This is a genomic window from Stenotrophomonas sp. Ste86, assembly GCF_024519465.1.
Classification (GTDB): domain Bacteria; phylum Pseudomonadota; class Gammaproteobacteria; order Xanthomonadales; family Xanthomonadaceae; genus Stenotrophomonas.
Map to the genome: position 1 here is coordinate 85,367 of NZ_JALJRW010000006.1, position 17,584 is coordinate 102,950.

The following is a 17,584-nucleotide window of genomic DNA, read 5'->3' on the forward strand; positions in this document are numbered from 1 at the left end:
GGCGCATGCAGTTGCAGACAGGACCGGCTCGATGAATCAGGTTTCCGCCGCTACGCCCATGCATGCCCACGCCGACGCGCCGCGCTGGCCGGTACGCTATCTGTTGTTCATCGGCGGCATGGGCGGCCTGCTCTACGGCATCGACATCGGCATCATCGCCGGCGCCCTGCCCTACCTGGAAGCGACCGCGACCGCGAGCTGGCACCTCACCAGCCAGCAGTTGGGCTTCGTGGTCGCCGCGGTGCTGCTGGGCAGCGTGCTGTCCTCGTTGTTCGCCGGCATGGTCGCCGACCTGATCGGCCGCCGGGGGGCGATGCTGCTGGCCGGCGTGCTGTTCACCGCCAGCATTCCGGTCATGGCACTGTCCGATGGCTACGCCGCGCTGTTGATGGGGCGCCTGCTGCAGGGTGTAAGCGGCGGCCTGATCGGTGTGGTGGTGCCGCTGTACCTGGCCGAAGTGCTCAGCCCCGAGCGGCGTGGCCGCGGCGCGGCGATGTTCCAGCTGCTGCTGACCATCGGGCTGGTACTGGCCGCATTGATCGGTCTGTACCACGCGCATACCGTGGACGCGGCGACCGACGCGGTGCGCCAGCTGCCCGCCGCCGAGCAGCAACGGCTGCTGTTCGTGGTCAAGGACCACGCCTGGCGCACGATCTTCTGGAGTTGCCTGCTGCCCGGCCTGGTGTTCACCGCCGGCGTGCTGCTGATCAGCGAATCACCGCGCTGGCTGGTCCGCCGTGGGCGAATCGACAAGGCACGCGTTGCCCTGCAGCGCACCGTCGCCGCTGCCGAGGTGGAGCCGACCCTGCAGCGCATGCAGGCTCCGGACGACGTGCAGGCCGGCCGCAACGGCACGCGCGATCCGCTGTTGAGCCGGCGCTATGTGTGGCCGTTCGTGCTGGCCTGCCTGGTGCTGGCCTTCACCCAGGCCACCGGCATCAACTCGGTGCTGGCCTACGCGGTCAACATTCTCAACCAGGCCGGCCTGCCCGGCTCGGTGGCCAACGGCGCGGACGTGGCGATCAAGCTGCTCAACGCGATCATGACGGTGGTGGCGCTGGTGCTGGTGGACCGCAAAGGCCGCAAGTTCCTGCTGATGCTGGGCAGCGGCGGCATCACCGTGGCGCTGCTGGCGGCCGCGCTGTTGTTCGTGAAGAGCGAGCACGGCCGCGTGGACGTGCATGCGCAGCTGCAGCAGCAGGTGGCCGGCAGCAGCTTGTCGTTGCCCCTGGACGCCGCGCAGTGGCAGCGGCTGGATGGCCATGCCGGCATGGCGCCGCAGCAGTTGACGGTGTCCTATGCGTACGGCGGTTTCAGCAACGTGCGTTCGTTGCGCAGCGACAATCCCATCGATGCCGCGCTGGAGATCCGCCGTGAGGATGCGGTATCGGCTGACAGCGTGATCGGCGCGTTCTTCCGCACGCTGCACCTCAATCCGTTCCCGGACCCGGCCCATGCCGCGCAGGCGCCGCTGGTGATCGAGCGCGCCATGATCGGCCCGGTCCCCTCGCCCACCCACGGCTGGCTGGTGGCCGGCTGCATCCTGCTGTTCGTGGCCTTCTTCGCCGTCGGTCCCGGCGTGTGCGTGTGGCTGGCGCTGTCCGAACTGATGCCCACCCGGATCCGCTCCAACGGGATGAGCATCGCGCTGCTGATCAACCAGTTCGTGTCCACCGTGATCGCGGCGATCTTCCTGCCCACGGTCGGCCACCACGGCTATGCCAGCATGTTCTTCTTCTGGGCCGGCTGCACGTTGCTGTACTTCCTGATCGCCGCCTTCTGGCTGCCGGAAACCAAGGGGAAGACGCTGGAGCAGATCGAGGCTGCGTTCCGTTGATGAAACGCGCCGGTGGTCAAGCCACCGGCCCTCGCAGGCCGTGCTCGGCTAGTGCGCTTTGCCGGTGATCTCGGTGAATATCCGCTGCGCGTCGGTGGCATCTTCCAGCCCGGCGACCTGCATCGCCTTGCCGAAGGGCCCCCGGATGGTGGCGACCGTCAGCACCCGGTCGCCCACGGTGAAGGCCACACGGCGGCCGACCCGCGCCTCGGTGGCCGCCAGGATGCGTGGCGCGGCGGCCTCGGTCATCTGCAGGTTGAGTACCGGCTGGCCGGTGGAATCCATCCCCAGCGCCACCGACGCTACGTCGGCGGTGAGAACGAAAGGCGGCTCCAGCAGCGCAAGCGGGGTGCCGTCGCGATTCTTCAGGTGGGTGGAACCCGCAGCGCGCTGTTCGTCCACTTCGCGCATCAAGATGCGGGCCTGGGGCAGCGGTGCAACACCGGCGACATCAGCAACAGGGGAGGTCATCTCCTTCCGCGGGCAACCGGTCAGGGCGACACATCCAGCCAGGATCAGTCCAGTCAGCACAACAGCGCGCATGCATCCACCTCCAATCGGATCTGGGAGCAGTATCACCGCTCGGGCGACTCAACGCAGCCGGCAAACCCGCCAGCCCACCACAATCTGCAGTACACCGTAGATAAGACTGCCCACACCGATCCACACCAGTGCCATCACACCGATCGCCCAGGCCAGCGCGGTGGCGGCCGCCAGCGGCCGGGCGATGGCGATCAGGCCGAACACCACGGCGACGATGCCGTACAGCAGCAGTACCCACCAGCTGCGGCCGATCAGGGACACCACAGGGGACAAGGGGGTGTTCATCGCCAGCGCCGTGCAGGGGTCAGTGGCCCATCCTGGCGCCGGGCGATGAAAGGCTCGATCACCGCGTGTCCATCAGCCCGTCGCGGTAGCCGCCTCCGCCAGCAGCCGCTGCTCGGCCTCGGCACTGAAACGATAGCCGCCGCCGTCCACCGGCACAATGGCACCGTCGGCCACCCGCGCGTTCCACCAGTCCTCGACGAACCCGGGCGCGAAGCCACCGGTCTTGAAGCCGAACGGCGCCGCGACGAGGTCGAAGGGCAGCATGAGTTCGTAGCACGGCGTTGCGTAGTCATTCTGCTCGGCCGGGAGTTTGAGGAACTGCGTGAACGACCTGGCCGTAGTCAACTGCGAATACAGCCAGAACATCCAGTCGTACATGCGGTGCGAGTCTGCGTCGGCGTGCAGGGCGAAGAAGCCCTTCTCTTCGGTGATCTTCCTGGCCAGCGCGCGCAGGTGGCGCTCGCCGTGCGGAAGCACGGCCACCGATGCATCCAGCGCGCGGCGCACGATCGGTGACAAGGTGCCCCGATCCACCGTGACCAGATCGATCGCCAGGGTTTCGGCGGCGTCATCGAAGGCCTCCTCGTCCACCAGCCCGCGGATGAACGCGGCAAAGTCCGGGGCGACCACCGTGATCGCGTAGTCCGCCTCCTGGTCCACATGCACCACCTGCGGCTCGCCCTGCGGCCCGCAGTGGCGGTAATCCAGCATGATCACGTCGTGGCCGGCGCTGGGGCAGTCGGCGAAGACGATGCCGATGTCCGGGTAGCCCCACTGCTCCTGCATGAAACGCGAACCGAATTCGCCCCCCAGCGAGTAGGGCTTCTGCCGCCCCAGCGCGTACAGGCCGCAGACCTGGATGTGGTCTTCGGCCCAACTGGTGGCCTCATACATCGGGTGGCAGCTGCGCTGCAGCAGGCCGCCATTGTGGCGCCGCGCGAGGGCGACGTATGCATCGGGGATGCGGTAGCCCAGTTCGGCCTGGAGTTCGGCGATCACTGCATCGCCGGGCGGCGGCTCCTGGTAGTTCTGCCGGGCGTACTCGCAGTCGTCCCAGAAATCATCAAAGTCGAACGTGGCGAACGGATCCATCGGGTGCGCTTTCCCTATGACAGCGACCAAGTATAGAGCGGTCGCTTACGGCACCCGCGCGCACACCCACAGGGCGGCATCGGGCAGTCCGGCTCGCTCCACCGCGTGCACCGCCGCATCGAGCGTAGCGCCGGTGGTCATTACGTCATCGACAAGGGTCAGCCGTGACGGTGGCGGCGAGGTCACTGCAAATGCATCGCGCAGGTTGCGACGTCGCGCATCGGCATCCAGGTCAGATTGCGCGGCAGTGAGCCGATCCCGGTGCAGCCCGCACCACAAAGGCAGTCGCAGCGCGCGCGCCAACGGGCGTGTCAGCTCCAGGGCCTGGTCGTAGCCGCGCGAACGCAGGCGCCGCCAGTGCAGTGGCACCGGCGCCAGCGGACCGGTCGCGAACGCGGGCACTCGCTGCAGCATGAGCTGGGAAAGCAGCCGTCCCGCCGCCAGATCCTGATGGAACTTGAAGCGGATCAGCAACTGGTCAACGGGCGCGGCATACAGGAACACCGCAGCGGCGGCGGATTGGCGTGGTGGATCGTGCTGGCAGCTTCCGCAGCGCTCGGCAGGTTCGTCGGCTGGCAGTGGCAGCGCGCACAACGGGCAGGCGTGTTCATTCCATGGCAATGCGGCATGGCAGGCCAGGCACAGGTCGCGCCCGTCGGCCCCGGCTTCGTCACAGACCAGGCAGCGCAGCGGCAGGGCCTGTCGGGACAGCCACGCCAGAGAATCGAACCAGTGAAGAGGCAAGGTGTCACCGCAGCGCGTGGAGTGCGACAAGGCTGCTGCCTCGGTCGGCGAATGTCTGTCAGTGCGTTCCCTTCGAGAGCGTCGGCGATTCGCCTTGCAGGTACCTCATCGGTCGGCGTCGATCACCGAGGCCATCAACTCCATCTCGGCACGTTTGGCACCTTGTGCCTTGGCAACTGCCTGCCATTTGCGCACCGCGTGCCGCACCTGCCGTTCAATGACAGCCGCATCGGCCGGCGTCAGCTGGTAATACGCAGCCGTCGCCAGAACATGCGCGGTCGTTGGCGTGGGATCGGCATCGTCCAGCGCCAGCACGTGCGTGTCGCTGGCCGTATTCGGATTCACATCGAACGCGGGGGAAAGCGACCAGCCCGTCCGGGTCCGCAGGAAGCCATGGTTACGCAGGTGGTCATCGCGGTTGCCGACCAGCACGTTGAACAAGGCCCTGCGGAAAAGCTGGTCAAGATCGTCTGCGATGCCCCGCTGCGTGCCGAGGTTTTCGATCACCTGGGCCAGATCCAGGTAGCTGTGGCCTTCGCTGTGCGTCGCGTCGAGCAGGGTGAACGCCGACGCGTAGTGACGCCGCCCCTCAGGACTACGATCAAAGCGCTGGACGGCGAACGTGTGCCCGCGCGCGGAAAGCGGCAGCAGGGCGGCCGGCGGCATCCGCACGCCGGCATCCGTGGCGAGGCGGTAGGTGATGTATTCCCAGAGCCCGACGTCATGGCGATCTTCGTTGCCGGGGAACTTCGCCAACCACAGCGCACCGTCGGAATCCCGATACCCTGCCTTGGGGCGGGCCCCGCCCAGTGATGCGCCAGGTACGACGAGCTGGATCAGCCAGCGCGTTTCCTCGTCGCGGGTGAGTCTGGCACCGGACTCCACCTTTCCCGCGATGCTTTCCAATCGGCGCAGGTCGGTGACCGGCGGTGCAGCCGGGCTGTCCGAAGCGATCCACGTCTGCGTGTCCGGATCACGCAGACGCAGCGCCCCCATGCGGGTGGTGTCATCCACTCCCATCAGGTAGTCCCACGACCGCAGGGATCTGCGAGGCCCGCCATCGCGATTGGCGCGTACTGCCTCGCGCCGATCCATCAGCAGCCGCCCCCATCGATCGGGCGAGCAGTCCTGGAACGCGGCGGTCACCTCGCCGGCGCCTGTGCGGGCGAACTGGTGGCCTTCCACCAGCGGCAGGCCGGGATCGAGTGCGAAAGGAGCGATGCCCATGGCGCCACGCAGCCAGACATCGGCGTAGGTGAAGGCGACGGTGTCGCCGGTGCGACCGGCGTGCCGGCTGATCCATCCCACCTGCACCGGTGGGCAGAGTTCCGGTGCGTCGAACCAGACTTCCCGGTCGATCTGCTCCCGGCCGGCCATGTTCAGCGGCTACCGGGTGCGCGGGATCGACGCCGCGTCGGCGTTGCAGCCGGAGCATCCAGACGTGGCGCGCGATGGCCTGCAACCAACGTGTATCGGTCGCCGGTTGCGTCCTGCGATGGCCCGGTGTGATCGGTCGAATAGGTGGGGTGCGTTTCTGCACCCCTTGGCTCCCGGACCTGTAGCGTGGCGGGCGGCGTACCTTGCGGGCGCGATGCCCGGCCGGTTGCGGCGGGCACGCGGCGCGGTGGCGGTCGTTTCAGGCTGCTTGCAGCCAGCTGTGCACCCAGTGCGTCGTCCGCTGCAATCCGCTCGATGTCCCGCTCCAGGCCTAACGCGGAAAGCACGCGCAGGACGGTGGACAGGCTGGTGCCGGCATCGCCGGCTTCCAGCTTGCCTATGGTGGTGCGATCCACGCCGACGCGCTCGGCGAGGTTTGCCTGGCTCATGCGACGCGCGAGCCGCGCGGTACGCAGGCGCTCGCCGAGCGCGGCGATGCGCTTGGCATCTCCTGGTCTTACCGGTGGCGTTCGCTTGGCCATGCGTAATTAAACCATCACTTTGGCCGCTGGTGTCATTTTTATCTTACATTTAATGCGGCATCAGGTCGTAGCCAGGCGCCCATGATCCATAAACCCAACATTCGCCGGGTTTGTGTTGGATTTATTCAACATTGATCCGCTCAAGCACACCACTTCACTGTAAACCTTTATTTGATCCTCTAAGTTGACAGCTTCGACTGCACTCACCAGACTGCCGCCCTTTCGCCTCTCTCCGTCAGGACACCCCATGGCTGCTGCCCTCCGCCACGACTGGCACCGCGACGAACTGCTGGCGCTGTTCGCACTGCCGTTCCCGGACCTGCTGCACCGCGCCGCCGGCATCCACCGCGAGCACTTCGATGCGGCGGAAGTGCAGGTTTCCACCCTGCTGTCGGTCAAGACCGGCGGCTGCCCGGAGGACTGCGCGTATTGCCCCCAGGCGCAGCGCTACAGCACCGGGGTGGCGGCGCAGAAGCTGATGGACACCGAGGCGGTGGTCGCCAAGGCACGCCAGGCCAAGGCCGCCGGTGCGTCGCGGTTCTGCATGGGCGCGGCCTGGCGCTCGCCCAAGGATCGCGATGTGCCCAAGGTGGCGGCGATGATCCGCGAGGTGAAGGCGCTGGGGCTGGAGACCTGCGCCACCCTGGGCATGCTCAGCGGCGACCAGGCCGTGGCCCTGCGCGAGGCCGGGCTGGACTACTACAACCACAACCTGGACACCGCGCCGGACTACTACGACGCGATCATCCACACCCGCCAGTACCAGGACCGCCTGGATACCCTGGCGCACGTGCGCGATGCCGGGCTGAAGACCTGCTGCGGCGGCATCGTCGGCATGGGTGAAACCCGTGAGCAGCGCGCGGGCCTGCTGCTGGCGCTGGCCACGCTGCCCGCGCATCCCGATTCGGTACCGATCAATCGGCTGGTGCAGGTCGCCGGCACGCCCCTGCACGGCATCGCCGAACTGGACCCGTTCGAGTTCGTGCGGATGATCGCGGTGGCGCGCATCGTCATGCCGCGCTCGATGGTGCGGCTGTCGGCCGGGCGCGAAGCGATGAGCGATGAGCTGCAGGCGCTGTGCTTCCTTGCCGGGGCCAACTCGATCTTCCATGGCGAAAAGCTGCTCACCACCGGCAACCCGGACACCGCGCGCGACCTGGCCCTGTTCGAACGGCTGGGCCTGCGCCCGATGGCGGTCCAGGTGGACGCGGCCGACCACGACCACCCGGGCACGGTCCACGCCGACATCACGGCCGAGGCAGGCCGCTGCAAGGGTGGCTGCGAGCAGGCCGCCTGAGGGCGGCGCCCGGCCGGCCCTGCCGGGGCAGCGCCGGGCCCGTCAACCGGGTACGCTAACCGCCCATCCATGCCAGCCGACGACCATGGCCCGCCCCGACCTGCACGACCGCATCCAGGCCCAGCGCAAGCTCCGCGACGCGCAGGGGCGCATCCGCGTGCGCCGCACGGTGACCCGTCGCGACGGTGTGCGGCTGGAGATCGACGGCCAATGGCTGACCGGCTTCTGCAGCAATGACTATCTCGGGCTGTCGCAACAGTTCGGCGTGGTCAGCGCGCTGCAGGACGCGGCCGCGCGCGAAGGTGCCGGCGCCACCGCCTCGCACCTGATCTGCGGCCACCATGCCCTGCATGAAGCGCTCGAACAGGAAATGGCCGACTGGCTCGGTTATCCGCGCGCGCTGCTGTTCGGCAGCGGCTTTGCCGCCAACCTGGCGGTGCAGCAGGCCCTGCTCAGCGAAGAAGACGATGTGTGCGTGCAGGACCGGCTCAACCACGCCAGCCTGCTGGATGCCGCGCGCCTGGCCGGTTGCCGTCTGCGCCGCTACCCGCACCTGGATACCGAAGGCGCGCTGCGCCAGTTGAAGCACGCGCCGGACGGCGCGGCGATGCTGGTCACCGATGGCGTCTTCAGCATGGATGGCGACATCGCCCCGCTGCGTTCGCTGTCGCTGGTGGCGCGCATGCAGGAAGCGCTGCTGTACGTGGACGACGCGCACGGTATCGGCGTGGTCGGCGAGCACGGCCGCGGCTGCGTGGCCGATGCCGGCCTGGGCGTGGCCGATGTGCCCTTGCAGCTGGCCACGCTGGGCAAGGCGCTCGGCGGCAGCGGTGCGGTAGTGCTTGGCGATGCAGCGCTGATCCAGCACCTGGCCGAAACCGCACGTCCCTACATCTACACCACGGCGGTGTCGCCGGCCCAGGCCGCCGCGTCGCTGGCAGCGGTGAAGCTGGCCCGGCGCGATGACTGGCGCCGCGAAAAGCTGGCCGAGCTGGTCGGTGTGTTCCGCGCCGGTGCACGCCAGCACGGCCTGGAACTGATGCCGTCGGACACGCCGATCCAGCCGCTGCTGTGCGGCAGCGAATCGACGGTAATGGCGTTGTCGGCGGCACTGGAAGCCTCCGGCTTCCTGGTCAGCGCGATCCGCCCGCCGACCGTGCCCGAAGGCAAGGCGCGGCTGCGGGTGACGCTGTCCGCGCTGCACACCCCGGCCCAGGTACGCGCGCTCACCGATGCAATCGGGCATGCGCGCGATACCGTGCTGCGGCAGCAGTCGCTGGATGCACTGAGCGCGTGAGCCGGTCGCTGTGAGCCTGCATATCGAGGTGGTCGGGCACGGGCCGGCGCTGGTCCTCATCCATGGCTGGGCGTTGCACGGCGGCGTGTTCGCACCACTGGTCGAGCGCCTGGCCGCGCAGCATCAGCTGCACCTGGTCGACCTGCCTGGCCACGGCCACAGCCACGACGACCCCACCCCGCTGCGGTTGCCTTACGTGGTCAATGCGATTGCCGCGTCCACGCCGCCGGCGGTGTGGTGCGGCTGGTCGCTGGGCGGCCTGTTCGCGCTGCACGCTGCCGCCACGCTGCCGCAGGTGCGCGCGTTGGCGATGATCGCCGCGACCCCGCGCTTCGTGCGCGCCGACGATTGGCCGCACGCGGTCGAGCCGGCGGTGTTCGAACAGTTCGGCCAGGACCTGGCCACGGACTACCGCGGCACACTGGAACGCTTCCTGGCGCTGGATGCGATGGGCTCCGAACACGCCCGCCAGGAACTGCGCACCCTGCGCGACCTGCTCGTCGCGCGCGGCGAGCCGGCCCCGCGCGCGTTGCAGGAAGGATTGCGGCTGCTGGAAACCACCGATCTGCGCGGCGCCCTGCCCGGCCTGGGCAAGCCCAGCCTGTGGCTGGCCGGCCAGCGCGACCGGCTGGTGTCGGCCAGGGCCATGCAGGCGGCGGCCGCACTGGCCCCGGCGGCGCAGGCGCACGTGGTCGCCCACGGTGGCCACGCCCCGTTCCTGGGCCATAGCGATGAGGTTGCCGCGCAACTGCAACACTTCGTTGCCGCCCTGCCCTGACCTTGCCGCTACGCATCGCCGATCATGTACGCCCGTCTCCCACCACAGGATTGACCCATGGACCTTGGAATCGCCGGGCGCTGGGCCCTGGTCTGCGCCGCCAGCAAAGGCCTCGGCCTGGGCTGCGCACGTGCGCTGGTGCGCGAAGGCGTCAACGTGGTGATCGCCGCGCGCGGTGAAGACGCGCTGGACCGCGCCGTACGCGAGCTGCAGGCGCTACCGGGCGCGCGCCAGGTCACCGGGGTGGTCGCCGACATCACCACCGACGAAGCCCGGCAGGCCGCGCTGGCGGCGTGCCCGCAGGTGGACATCCTGGTCAACAACGCCGGCGGCCCACCGGCCGGCGACTTCCGCCAGTTCACCCGCGAGGACTGGATCGCCGCGCTGGATGCCAACATGCTGGCCCCCATCGAACTGATCCGCGCCACCGTCGATGGCATGATCGAGCGCGGCTTCGGGCGGGTGGTCAACATCACCTCCTCGTCGGTGAAGGCCCCCATCGACATCCTCGGCCTGTCCAACGGCGCACGCTCGGGGCTGACCGGCTTCGTCGCCGGGCTGGCGCGCAAGACCGTGGCCCACAACGTCACCCTCAACAACCTGCTGCCGGGCCAGTTCGATACCGATCGCCTGCGCGGCAACTTCGCCTATCTCGCCCAGCAGCAGGGCATCGATGCCGGCCAGCTGGCCGAGCGCAAGCGCACCCACATTCCGGCCGGCCGTTTCGGCACCGCCGATGAGTTCGGCGCGGCCTGCGCGTTCCTGTGCAGCGCGCACGCCGGCTACATCACCGGGCAGAACCTGCTGATCGACGGCGGCGCCTACCCCGGCACGTTCTGACCTTCGCCATCGTGTTTTCCGCAGTGAGCCTTCCATGACGTCCAGCTTCGATCCCCGCCACGTCCGCCGCGCGTTCTCGCGCGCCGCCCACAGCTACGATGCCGCCGCCGCGTTGCAGCGCGAGGTCGAAAAGCGCCTGCTCGAATCGCTGGACTATCTGGAAGACCGGCAGCCGCAGGTGGTGCTGGATATCGGCAGCGGCACCGGCCATGCCAGCGCGGCGATGAAGAAGCGCTGGCCCAAGGCGCAGGTGATCGCCCTCGATCTGGCCGAGCCGATGCTGCGCGAAGCGAAGAAGCAGGCCGGCTGGTGGAAACCGTTCTCGCGTGTCTGCGCCGATGCACAGGCACTGCCGCTGCTGGACCAGAGCGTGGATGTGATCTACAGCAACCTGTGCCTGCAATGGGTGGACGACCTGCCGGCGGTGTTCGCCGGCTTCCGCCGCGCGCTCAAGCCCGGCGGCCTGCTGCTGTGTTCCACCTTCGGCCCGGACACGCTGGTCGAACTGCGCGAGGCCTTCGCCCAGGCCGACGCGGTGCCGCATGTCAGTCGCTTCGCCCCGATCGCGCAGTTCGGCGATGCGCTGATGATGTCCGGCTTCCGCGACCCGGTGCTGGACCGCGATCTGTTCACCCTCACCTACGACGACCTGACCGCACTGATGCGCGAGCTGCAGGCCATTGGCGCCACCAACGCCCGCCAGGATCGCCGGCACACACTGACCGGTCGCGGACGCTTTGCCGCCGCACGCGCGGCCTACGAGCCGCTGCGCCGCGACGACGGCAAGCTGCCCAGCAGCTGGGAAGTGATCTACGCCCATGCCTGGGCACCCGAGGCCGGCGCCCCGATCCGCGAGCGCGGCCAGGACGTGGCCAGCGTGCCGGTGTCGGCCATCCCGATCCGGCGCAGAACGTCCTGAGCCGACCGTTGGTCGGCTACCGGTGTGGCGGGTCGGTGGTCCAGCCGACCGACGGTCGGCTCTACGACGGGAACATGTCGCGGTGGAAGACGTAGATCTCCTGCACCGGGAACTTCGAGCTGGTGTGGAATCGGCGATCCCGATCCGTCGCAGAACGATTGATCGTAGAGCCGATCGTTGGTCGGCTGCCGTGTGGTCGGCTGCCCGTGTGGTCGGCTGCCGGTATGGCGGGTCGGCGGTCCAGCCGACCAACGGTCGGCTCTACGACGGGAACATGTCGTGGTGGAAGACGTAGATCTCCTGCACCGGGAACTTCGAGCTGGTATGGAATCGGCGATCCCGATCCGGCGCAGAACGATTGATCGTAGAGCCGACCGTTGGTCGGCTGCCTTTATGGTCGGCTACGCGTATGGTCGGCTACCCGTGTGGCGGGTCGGCGGTCCAGCCGACCAACGGTCGGCTCTACGACGGGAACATGTCGCGGTGGAAGACGTAGATCTCCTGCACCGGGAACTTCCAGCTGGTGTGGAATCGGCGATCCCGATCCGGCGCAGAACGATTGATCGTAGAGCCGACCGTTGGTCGGCTGCCGTGTGGTCGGCCACTCGTATGGTCGGCTGCCCGTGTGGCGGGTCGGTGGTCCAGCCGACCAACGGTCGGCTCTACGACGGGAACATGTCTGGTGGAAGCGGTCCAGCCGACCAACGGTCGGCTCTACGCCGGGAACATGTCGCGGTGGAAGAAGTAGATCTCCTGCACCAGGAACTTCCAGCTGGTGTGGAAGCTGCGGAAGCGGGTGCTCGGGGTCGAAGAGGACAGCGCGTCGATGCCCAGCTCACGGGCCAGGCGCAGCGCGCGCGCCATGTGCAGCGGATCGCTGACGATGATCACCCGGTGCAGGTTGCGCTGCTCCATGAGCCGGCGTGCCTCGATCAGGTTCTGCCGGGTGGTACGCGAGGCGGTCTCGATCAGGATCGCCTTGTCCGGCACGCCCTGCTTGAGCGCGTAGCGCCGCGCCACCTGCGATTCGGAAAAGCGCGCCCCGGTGCCGCCGTAGCCACCGGTGAAGATCAACAGCGGCGCATACCCCTGCTCGTACAGGTCCAGCCCATGGCGAATGCGCTCTTCGAACACCGGTGACGGCTTGGCATCGTAGGCCGCCGCGCCCAGCACGATGATCGCATCGGCCTTGGCGGCCTGGTCGCGCTCGCCCACCCACACGATCCACGCGGTCACCCCGAGCAGCCAGGCGAACAGCACGACGCACAGCCGCCACAGCCAGCCGAGCAGGCCCACCCGCGCGTGCCCGCTCATGCGCGCCCCCAGGGCAGTGCGTCCAGGTCGACATTGCCGCCAGACAGCACCAGCCCGACCCGCTGCCCGGCAAACCGCGCCGGGTCGGACAGGATCGCGGCCAGCACGATCGCCGAGGACGGTTCAACCACCTGCTTGAGCACCTGCCAGAGCAGCCGCATCGCCGCCAGGGTGGCCGCGTCGGGCACCGTGATGACCTCGGCCGCGCCGTGCAGCAGGGCGAAGTTGGGCGCGCCGAGGGTGGTGCGCAGGCCATCGCAGACGGTTGCCGGGGTGAAGTCGATGCGGCGTTCGCCGGCGGCCAGCGAGCGCGCGGTGTCGGCCGCGCCCTCCGGTTCGGCCAGCACCAGACGGGTGTTCGGTGCGACCGCCTGCAGCGCCAGGCGCGTGCCGGCGGCCAGACCACCACCGCCGACCGGCACCACCAGCACGTCGAACGGGCCGTGGCTGCGCAGCAGTTCCAGCGCCGCCGTGCCCTGGCCGGCCATTACCCGGGGGTCGGCATAGGGATGCACCAGGCTGGCGCCGGTCCGGGCCTGCACCTCGGCGCACATGGCTTCGCGCGCCTCGATGCTGGACGCGCAACGCCACACCGTAGCGCCCTGCCGGGCGATGTTGGCCAGCTTGGTGGCCACTGCCCCCTCGGGTACCACCACGTTGCAGGCAATGCCCCGGGTACGCGCGGCCAGCGCCAGCGCGGCGCCATGGTTGCCGGAGGAATGGGTGACCACCCCGCGCGCGGCCTGCTCCGGCTCCAGCGACCACACCGCATTGCAGGCGCCACGGAACTTGAAGGCGCCGCCGCGCTGCAGGTGCTCGGCCTTGAACGCCAGCGACGCGCCCGCCAGCCCGTCGAGCACGTGCGACTGCAGTACCGGGGTCACGCTGGCATACGGGGCGATGCGTGCGGCGGCCGCCAGGAGGTCGTCGACACAGGGCAAGGGTGAATCGCTCATGACGCAAGATTAACGTATGCCCACGGTTCGCATCGCGCCGGTCGCGCGTGCCAACATGGCAATCATTCATCGGATCGGGGCTGAGTTAAGGGCCGATTCAATGCGCCGGGCCGAAGCTGGCTCCATACCCTCGGGGGGACCCCATCATGAAAATGCGCCTGATCTTCGCCGGTGGCCTGCTCTTGGCCCTGTCCGGCTGCGCCACCTACGACTATGTCGGCGGTGGCGGTGGCGGCAGCGGCTACTACCACGGCGCGCCGTCGGTGGAGTATCGCTACCCGTACGGCTATCCGTCCTACGGTTACGGGAGTGGCTACTACGGTGGCGGCTATTACGGCGGCGGGTATGGCGGTGGCTACGGCTACGGGTATCCCAACTACCGTCCGTACCCGAACTATCGCCCGCCGCACAACCACCGGCCGCCGCCGCGCCCGGGCAACGGCGGAAATCCGCCGGTGCGTCCGGATCGCCCGCGTCCGTCCTACAACGGCGGCTCGCCGTGGCGGAACATGGACTCGGTCGGCCGCCCGCAACAGCAGCAGCGTCCCTCGCCGCCGCCGCAGTCGCGCCCGGCCCAGCAGGCCCCGCGCCCGGCCCAGCGGTCGAACGGGTCGCCGTGGCGGAACATGAACAATTTGCACCAGCGCACAGTTGAGCCCTGAGCCGTCTTGATTTTCACCACCTACCCGGTTCAATCTAGTCAGGTGGTGACGGCTTCGGTCGCAAAGTGACAAAAGCGACAGAACGCGTCACATGCAGTTCTATGTCGATATCCGGCGGGAAACTCTGGATCCCCCCTGTTCCGGCCCCGTCGGATGTCGGCACCTACAACGCAGAAGGCCCCGCCATTGGTGGGGCCTTCTGTCTTTGGCGCCGGCCCGTGGCCGGTCCCGGAAAAAAAACAGGGCCGACAGTCCCCCGACTGTCGACCCTTCTGCTTCCCCGGGATGCGCATGGACCGGCCCCTGTTCCAATTCCGGTCCGTAGCGCAAAGCGCCTGCCATCCTGGGTGCTATTGGGTTATCTGCAGAAAACGTGCCAACTTGAGGGTTGATTTCGTGCCCCCCGACGAATGGCGCTAAAATCGCCACCCGCGCCCTGACTCCAGGGCTGATCCTGGGCCGCCCGGCCCCGTCCCGAGCTCCTCCGCCATGACTGACTCCTTCTACCGCTACGACGTCATCGTCATCGGCGGCGGCCACGCCGGCACCGAAGCGGCGCTGGCGGCCGCGCGCAGTGGCGCGCGCACCCTGCTGCTGACCCACAACGTGGAAACCATCGGCGCGATGAGCTGCAACCCCGCCATCGGCGGGATCGGCAAGGGCCACCTGGTCAAGGAGATCGACGCCCTGGGCGGAGCGATGGCCCATGCCGCCGACCGCGCCGGCATCCAGTGGCGCACCCTCAATGCGTCCAAGGGTCCGGCGGTGCGCGCCACCCGCTGCCAGGCCGACCGCAACCTGTACCGCATGGCGATCCGGCAGATCGTCGAAGCCCAGCCCAACCTGACCGTGTTCCAGGCGGCGGTGGACGACCTGCTGATCGACGGCGACACCGTGCGTGGCGCAGTGACCCAGACCGGGCTGACCTTCCATGCCGCCGCCGTGGTACTCACCGCCGGCACCTTCCTGGCCGGCAAGATCCACGTCGGCCAGACCCAGTACGCCGCCGGGCGCATGGGCGACCCGCCGGCCACCACGCTGGCCGCACGCCTGCGCGAGCGCCCGTTCGTGATCGACCGCCTCAAGACCGGCACCCCGCCGCGCATCGATGGCCGCTCGCTCGATTACAGCGTGATGGACGAGCAGCCCGGCGATGACCCGCGCCCGGTGATGTCCTACCTGGGCGATGTGTCCGAGCATCCGGCCCAGGTCAGCTGCTGGATCACCCACACCAGCGAGCGCACCCACGAGATCATCCGTGCCGCGCTGCACCGTTCGCCGCTGTACAGCGGCCAGATCGAAGGCATCGGCCCGCGTTACTGCCCGTCCATCGAAGACAAGGTGGTGCGCTTTGCCGAGAAGGCCAGCCACCAGATCTTCGTCGAGCCCGAAGGCCTGGACGTGGTGGAGATCTATCCCAACGGCATCTCCACCTCGCTGCCATTCGACGTGCAGCTCGCGCTGGTGCGCAGCATCGGCGGTTTCGAGAATGCGCACATCACCCGCCCCGGCTATGCGATCGAATACGACTTCTTCGACCCGCGCGGCCTGGACAACACCCTGCAGACCAAGAGCGTGTCCGGGCTGTTCTTCGCCGGCCAGATCAACGGCACCACCGGCTATGAAGAAGCCGCCGCGCAGGGGCTGCTGGCCGGCCTCAACGCCGCGCGCCACGTGCGCGGGGACGCCGGCTGGTGCCCGCGTCGCGACGAGGCCTACCTGGGCGTGCTGGTCGATGACCTCATCACCCACGGCACCACCGAGCCGTACCGCATGTTCACCAGCCGCGCCGAATACCGGCTGCAGCTGCGCGAAGACAATGCCGACGTGCGCCTCACCGGGTTGGGCCGCGAGTTGGGCCTGGTCGACGAGCGCCGCTGGGCGGCCTTCCAGACCAAGCAGGAAGCGGTCGCCCGCGAATCGGCACGCCTGCGCGCGTTGTGGGCCACGCCGGGCAATGCGCTAGGCCGCGAAGTGGAAGCCACCCTGGGCGTAGCGGTCAGCCGCGAAACCAACGTGCTGGATCTGATCAAGCGCCCGGAGCTGGACTACGCCCAGCTCATGCAGGTGCCGTCACTGGGCCCGGCCGTGGCCGACCCGAAGGTGGCCGAGCAGGTCGAGATCGGGGTGAAGTACGCCGGCTACCTGGATCGCCAGCGCGACGAAATCGAGCGCCAGCAGCGCCATGAGAACACCGCCATCGCCAGCGATTTCGACTACGCCGGCGTGCGCGGGTTGTCGGCCGAAGTGCAGCAGAAACTCGAGCGCGTGCGCCCGCAGACCATCGGCCAGGCCCAGCGCATCCCCGGCATGACCCCGGCAGCGATTTCGCTGCTGCTGGTGCACCTGGAACGCGCGCGCCGCGCCCGCGTCGCGTAAAAGCGTAAAGCCGACCAACGGTCGGCGGCACGGCGGCTCCGGGTGCGCCGCAGCCGACCAACGGTCGGCTCTACGCGCTTGGCAGCGCGGGCGTGGCGCCACGCAGGCCCGCGTTATCATCATGGCATCGGGACGGTGGCGCAGGCGGCCGTCCGCCCCTGTCTTGCCGGAGTTACCGCATGTCCCCCATCCGCCCCTTCCTCGACACGCTGCCGGTCATCGGCGAGCGCTGCTACATCGATCCGGCCTGCACCATCATCGGTGACGTGGTGCTGGGCGATGACGTGTCGGTGTGGCCGGGGACGGTGATCCGCGGCGACGTCAACCATGTGCGGATCGGTGCGCGCAGCAACATCCAGGACGGCACCATCATCCATGTCAGCCACCACAGCCCTTACAACCTGGAAGGCTTCCCCACGTTGATCGGCGAGGGGGTCACGGTTGGCCACGGCACCATCATCCATGCCTGCACCATCGGCGATTACAGCCTGATCGGGATGGGCGCGTGCATCCTCGACGGTGCGCGGGTGGAGCGGCATGGCTTCGTCGGCGCCGGCGCGGTGGTCGGTCCGGGCAAGGTGGTCGGCGAGGGCGAACTGTGGGTGGGCAACCCGGCACGCCTGGTGCGCACCCTCACCGACAAGCAGATCGAATCGCTGCACTACTCGGCCGACCACTACGTCCGGCTCAAGGACAAGTACCTGGGATGATCGCGGCCGCCC

Annotated in this window: 17 protein-coding genes; 9 read left to right on the forward strand and 8 right to left on the reverse strand. The window is 68.6% G+C overall.

The annotated features are described in order from the left end of the window. Positions 1 to 31: 31 nt before the first annotated feature. Positions 32 to 1,837, forward strand: coding sequence for an MFS transporter (locus NR101_RS08235; RefSeq protein WP_256774797.1), 1,806 nt, complete (start codon positions 32 to 34; stop codon positions 1,835 to 1,837). Positions 1,838 to 1,885: 48 nt separating this feature from the next. Here the strand turns inward: NR101_RS08235 and NR101_RS08240 are convergent, their stop codons facing one another. The 6 genes from NR101_RS08240 to NR101_RS08265 all read right to left on the reverse strand — a co-directional run bounded on the left by NR101_RS08240 (position 1,886) and on the right by NR101_RS08265 (position 6,420). After that, complete coding sequence (locus NR101_RS08240) at positions 1,886 to 2,308, reverse strand: hypothetical protein (RefSeq protein WP_256774798.1); 423 nt, start codon at positions 2,306 to 2,308, stop codon at positions 1,886 to 1,888. A 120-nt stretch (positions 2,309 to 2,428) separates the two neighbouring features. Continuing rightward, positions 2,429 to 2,665 (reverse strand): hypothetical protein, encoded by a 237-nt coding sequence (locus NR101_RS08245; protein WP_256774799.1) that lies wholly within the window; start codon positions 2,663 to 2,665, stop codon positions 2,429 to 2,431. A gap of 72 nt (positions 2,666 to 2,737) precedes the next feature. After that, entirely contained in the window at positions 2,738 to 3,757 is a 1,020-nt protein-coding gene (locus NR101_RS08250) for an SMI1/KNR4 family protein (RefSeq protein ID WP_256774800.1), read from the reverse strand. Between the two features lie 45 nt (positions 3,758 to 3,802). Then, positions 3,803 to 4,501 carry a ComF family protein gene (locus NR101_RS08255; protein ID WP_256774884.1) on the reverse strand — a complete coding sequence of 233 codons (699 nt, stop codon included), beginning with the start codon at positions 4,499 to 4,501 and terminating at the stop codon, positions 3,803 to 3,805. Between the two features lie 105 nt (positions 4,502 to 4,606). Next, a complete protein-coding gene (locus tag NR101_RS08260) occupies positions 4,607 to 5,878 on the reverse strand; it encodes a HipA domain-containing protein (protein ID WP_256774801.1) in 1,272 nt (423 codons plus the stop codon). Between the two features lie 2 nt (positions 5,879 to 5,880). Further along, a complete protein-coding gene (locus NR101_RS08265; protein WP_256774802.1) occupies positions 5,881 to 6,420 on the reverse strand; it encodes a helix-turn-helix transcriptional regulator in 540 nt (179 codons plus the stop codon). 247 nt (positions 6,421 to 6,667) lie between these two features. Between NR101_RS08265 and bioB the strand changes: the two genes are divergently transcribed. The 5 genes from bioB (at position 6,668) to bioC (ending at position 11,551) form a co-directional block, all read left to right on the forward strand. Continuing rightward, on the forward strand, positions 6,668 to 7,717 hold the full coding sequence (bioB, locus tag NR101_RS08270) for a biotin synthase BioB (protein ID WP_256774803.1): 1,050 nt from the start codon (positions 6,668 to 6,670) through the stop codon (positions 7,715 to 7,717). Between the two features lie 85 nt (positions 7,718 to 7,802). Next, positions 7,803 to 9,014 (forward strand): 8-amino-7-oxononanoate synthase, encoded by a 1,212-nt coding sequence (gene bioF / locus NR101_RS08275; protein ID WP_256774804.1) that lies wholly within the window; start codon positions 7,803 to 7,805, stop codon positions 9,012 to 9,014. A gap of 16 nt (positions 9,015 to 9,030) precedes the next feature. Continuing rightward, the gene (bioH, locus tag NR101_RS08280; RefSeq protein ID WP_256774885.1) at positions 9,031 to 9,792 is read left to right on the forward strand and encodes a pimeloyl-ACP methyl ester esterase BioH; all 762 of its coding nucleotides are present in this window, start codon (positions 9,031 to 9,033) and stop codon (positions 9,790 to 9,792) included. Positions 9,793 to 9,849: 57 nt separating this feature from the next. Continuing rightward, positions 9,850 to 10,632, forward strand: coding sequence for an SDR family oxidoreductase (locus NR101_RS08285; RefSeq protein WP_256774805.1), 783 nt, complete (start codon positions 9,850 to 9,852; stop codon positions 10,630 to 10,632). Positions 10,633 to 10,666: 34 nt separating this feature from the next. Next, a complete protein-coding gene (bioC, locus tag NR101_RS08290; RefSeq protein WP_256774806.1) occupies positions 10,667 to 11,551 on the forward strand; it encodes a malonyl-ACP O-methyltransferase BioC in 885 nt (294 codons plus the stop codon). A gap of 714 nt (positions 11,552 to 12,265) precedes the next feature. Here the strand turns inward: bioC and NR101_RS08295 are convergent. Together NR101_RS08295 and NR101_RS08300 are read right to left on the reverse strand one after the other, a co-directional pair. Beyond that, a complete protein-coding gene (locus tag NR101_RS08295; protein WP_256774886.1) occupies positions 12,266 to 12,877 on the reverse strand; it encodes a YdcF family protein in 612 nt (203 codons plus the stop codon). Further along, positions 12,862 to 13,821 (reverse strand): pyridoxal-phosphate dependent enzyme, encoded by a 960-nt coding sequence (locus tag NR101_RS08300; protein WP_256774807.1) that lies wholly within the window; start codon positions 13,819 to 13,821, stop codon positions 12,862 to 12,864. Before NR101_RS08300 ends, NR101_RS08295 begins: the two co-directional genes overlap by 16 nt. A gap of 146 nt (positions 13,822 to 13,967) precedes the next feature. Here NR101_RS08300 and NR101_RS08305 point away from each other — a divergent pair, with 146 nt between their 5' ends. The 3 genes from NR101_RS08305 to NR101_RS08315 all read left to right on the forward strand — a co-directional run bounded on the left by NR101_RS08305 (position 13,968) and on the right by NR101_RS08315 (position 17,572). Then, positions 13,968 to 14,483: a hypothetical protein gene (locus NR101_RS08305; RefSeq protein WP_256774808.1), complete on the forward strand. Its 516-nt coding sequence runs from the start codon at positions 13,968 to 13,970 to the stop codon at positions 14,481 to 14,483. Between the two features lie 489 nt (positions 14,484 to 14,972). Beyond that, positions 14,973 to 16,862 carry a tRNA uridine-5-carboxymethylaminomethyl(34) synthesis enzyme MnmG gene (gene mnmG, locus NR101_RS08310; RefSeq protein ID WP_256774809.1) on the forward strand — a complete coding sequence of 630 codons (1,890 nt, stop codon included), beginning with the start codon at positions 14,973 to 14,975 and terminating at the stop codon, positions 16,860 to 16,862. A gap of 179 nt (positions 16,863 to 17,041) precedes the next feature. Beyond that, positions 17,042 to 17,572: a gamma carbonic anhydrase family protein gene (locus NR101_RS08315; protein ID WP_256774810.1), complete on the forward strand. Its 531-nt coding sequence runs from the start codon at positions 17,042 to 17,044 to the stop codon at positions 17,570 to 17,572. The last annotated feature ends 12 nt before the right edge of the window (positions 17,573 to 17,584 follow it).